The organism is Dietzia sp. DQ11-44, assembly GCF_014145205.1.
Taxonomy (GTDB): Bacteria; Actinomycetota; Actinomycetes; order Mycobacteriales; family Mycobacteriaceae; genus Dietzia; species Dietzia natronolimnaea.
This window is the reverse complement of the sequence record NZ_JAALEC010000476.1, coordinates 1-3,107: the sequence shown is the minus strand read 5'-3', so window position 1 is coordinate 3,107 and position 3,107 is coordinate 1. Positions and strand designations below refer to the sequence as shown.

Annotated in this window: 4 protein-coding genes; 2 read left to right on the top strand and 2 right to left on the bottom strand. The window is 72.2% G+C overall.

Features of this window, described 5'->3' with window-relative positions; all coding sequences use genetic code 11:
- A partial coding sequence (locus G6018_RS12115) for a PD-(D/E)XK nuclease family protein (protein ID WP_182639727.1) occupies nt 1-337 on the top strand: 337 nt, incomplete at its 5' end.
- Here G6018_RS12115 and G6018_RS12110 read toward each other — a convergent pair.
- Nucleotides 330-1,457: a DNA gyrase subunit A gene (locus G6018_RS12110; RefSeq protein WP_182639726.1), complete on the bottom strand. Its 1,128-nt coding sequence runs from the start codon at nt 1,455-1,457 to the stop codon at nt 330-332. The two genes, G6018_RS12115 and G6018_RS12110, sit on opposite strands and share 8 nt — an antisense overlap.
- A 241-nt stretch (nt 1,458-1,698) precedes the next feature.
- Here G6018_RS12110 and G6018_RS12105 point away from each other — a divergent pair, with 241 nt between their 5' ends.
- Nucleotides 1,699-2,058 (top strand): hypothetical protein, encoded by a 360-nt coding sequence (locus G6018_RS12105; RefSeq protein WP_179524078.1) that lies wholly within the window; start codon nt 1,699-1,701, stop codon nt 2,056-2,058.
- Here the strand turns inward: G6018_RS12105 and G6018_RS12100 are convergent.
- On the bottom strand, nt 2,042-2,890 hold the full coding sequence (locus G6018_RS12100) for a tyrosine-protein phosphatase (protein ID WP_241731274.1): 849 nt from the start codon (nt 2,888-2,890) through the stop codon (nt 2,042-2,044). The two genes, G6018_RS12105 and G6018_RS12100, sit on opposite strands and share 17 nt — an antisense overlap.
- Between the last annotated feature and the right edge of the window lie 217 nt (nt 2,891-3,107).

Here is a 3,107-nt window from a genome sequence, read left to right as displayed (position 1 = left end):
GCGCACGGCCCTCACCTCGAAGCCCGTCCGGAGGGCGGCCGCCCGCCCCCACTGGGCGGAGTTGCCGGTCGCGGGCGCTCTCGCCACGGCCGACGGCACGCCGGTGGCGGTGGACGGGGTGGTCGACCTGGTCGTGGACGAGCCCGACGGTTCGCTGTCCGTCATCGACTACAAGACCGATGTGGCGGTCACCACCGGGACAGTCGACGAGTACCTGCTGCAGTTGTGCGCGTACGCCGAACTGCTGGGCGCGACCACCGGCCGGACGGTCTCGCGCGTCGAGCTCGTGTTCTGCCGCGGCAACCGGGCCACCGTGATCGGACGGGACCTCAGCTGAGGTTCGTCCACACCACCCGGCCGTTCGCCGCGGCCGCGACCGCGGCGTCGCAGGGTTCGCCGGTGGTCAACGCCTGGTACAGCTCGACCAGCAGGTCGACGACCGAATCCCACACCCGGTGGAGCGGTTCCTCCCCGCCGTACGCCCAGATGGACCCGGCGTCCGGCCCGGTCCGATAGGACACCGCGTACCCGTACCCGCGGCGCTCCGCGATCGGCCACAGGCGACCGGTCCAGGTACCCCCGGACCCCGGGTCCGAACCGAGTCCGCCGAGCGCCATCGCGTGCTCGAACCTCTTCGCCTGGACCTCGAAACCCTCGGCGGCGCCGACCGGTTCGGCGAACGGCAGCAGACCCTCGACCGAATCCAGGCCGGTCCGGCGCAGATGCCACAGCAGGGTCCGGATCCCCACCGAATCATCGACACCGCAGCTGTCGAGGAGGGTCCCGGTCCGGCTGTCGGACGCGCGGGGATCATCCAGCCACGCACCGGGGACGCTCTCCACCTGCAGGAGGACCGCGATCGCGTCGCAGAGCTCCCCGACCTGCTCGTCGAGCACGACAGCGGCCTCGTCGACACGCCCGGACCGCGATCGCCGGGCGACGTGGTCGGAGGGCCCCGGGTCCCCGGTGATCACGGGCGGCGGAGCGGTCGGGCCCCGGCCCTGTTCATCGTCCATCGCTCGTCGGATCCCGTCGAGGGCGCCGTCGAACTCGGCACCCCACCCCGCCCGCGCGGCGGACTCCGGTTCCGGCGCCCGCGCCGCCTGTCCCGGCGCCGGGTCGAGCTCGACCTCGTCCTCCCGAACCGCCGGGATCGCCCCGGTGACATCGGCGAAGAGGTCCAGCCGCGCACGTCGGCTGTCGCGCATCCGGTCGCGCTCGGACCGCGTGAACGACAGCACCGGAAGGGTGAGGAGCAGCGCGGCCTGCCTACCCGAGAACCCGAATCCCAGTTTGAGGGCGCGGCGGGCGTCGACAGGGGATTCCGCCTGCCGGATCGTCTCTATCACGGCATCCAGGTCCTCGCACGCCAGGAGTACCGCCTCGGCCTCGTCGCACGCCCTCCCGGCGTCGTCCCCGGGCTCGAACCAGCCCCCGACCGCACCCATAGAACCCATGCCAGTCCCCCGATCTTTCCCGCAACAGAACGGACCCGGCCCCCACCGGATCGTCACGAATCCTACGCCCGCCGACCCACCCGTGGTCATGCGGTCACGCAGCCCGGGGCGGGTCCGTCCCTGTGGATTGTGACCGATCTCTCCGCCATCTACGGGACGCTGACCAGCGCTTTTCGATTTTCCAGCAGTTCCACAGGGACGGCGGGGGATTCCTTTGGGAACGGGACGTAGGGTCCTGGGCATGAACGGACAACTGATGCTGGAGGACGGGGACCGGAGCCGCTCCACCCCGGCGCCTCCTGCGGAGGTCGCCCCGGTGGGCCGCGAGGCGACCCCGGCCGCGGTGTTCCCGGCGCCGTTGACCACGGTCTCGGCCGCGGCGACAGGGGGGCTGATCGGCCTCGGGGCGGTCTACGGCGTGGCGGCGCGACTCGCCGACACCCTTGTCGGGGTGGCGGTCCTCGTCCTGGTGTTCGCGTTGACGATGGCCGGCCCGAGGGTCCACTCCGTGGCCCGGTCCGAGGTGGGCCGCACCATCGCGGTGATCCTCGAGGCGATCGCCTTCGGTGGTGTGCTCGGCGCGGTCATCGTCCTGTTCTGAGCCGGGCCCCCAGCTGCTCCACGAGGTCCTCCTCCACCCCGGCGCCGTCCACGAGGTATCGACGGACGTCGCCGAACTCGCTGTCCAACGCGGTCAGCGAGCGCCGGATGTTGCTCTCCTCGACCCCGATGAGCACGTCGATCGCGTCGAGACGCTCGGGCATCTCCGCCCGGACGTACGCCCGGATGGAGTTGACGAAGTCGACGGACAGCTCGCGGGTCAGCATGTAGTCGGCGATCACGTCCTCTTCCCGCACTCCGGCGAGCAGCTGGAGCACTGCGGAGGTCCAGCCCGTCCGGTCCTTGCCGGCCGTGCAGTGCACGATCGCCGGGCCCGCCGACCGCGCCACGGCGCTGACCGCGCGGCCGAAACCGGTCCGCTCCTCGTCGCCGAGGACGAACCGCTCGTACATGATCGCCGTCTCGCGTCGGGCGTCCTCCACGCTGAACGTCCCGACCCCGGTGAATGCGGCCGCGGAGGTGTTCCCGGCGAGGACGTCGATGGCCAGGTAGTCGGCACCGGCGGGGATCACATCGGGCTGCCTGGTGATCTCGTCGCCGGTCCGCAGGTCCACGATGGTGCTCACCCCGAGCCGCTCGAGTACCCCGAGGTCGTCCTCACCCACCGACAGCGTGGTGGATCGGTAGACCAGACCGCGGGCCATGCTCCCGGTCGGGTGGAGCGCGTAACCCGGGCCCGCGACGTCACGGAAGTTGTGCACGCTCGTCAGTCGGACGTCGCCGGGCGCCGGTCCGGATGCGCCGACCTCAGCCCCCACCTCCGCGACGACCTCGGCGTCGACCCCGGTGGTCATGCGCGCGTCTGCGCCCATTCCGCGTCCCCTTCGGCTCCCGCGCGCCCGGATGACGCACCGCCCCTCCGTTCCTACCGGATCGCGGGTACCGGTGCGAGGCGGCCTCCGCGGAACCGCATCTCACCGCGCTGCCGTCCACCCGTCACCCAGGTCCCGGTTCGACGTGCCCCGGTGGGGACGCCGCCGGCCAGGCCAGCGTGGTCGGGGTGGACCGGCCCCTGAGCTCGACCGTCCC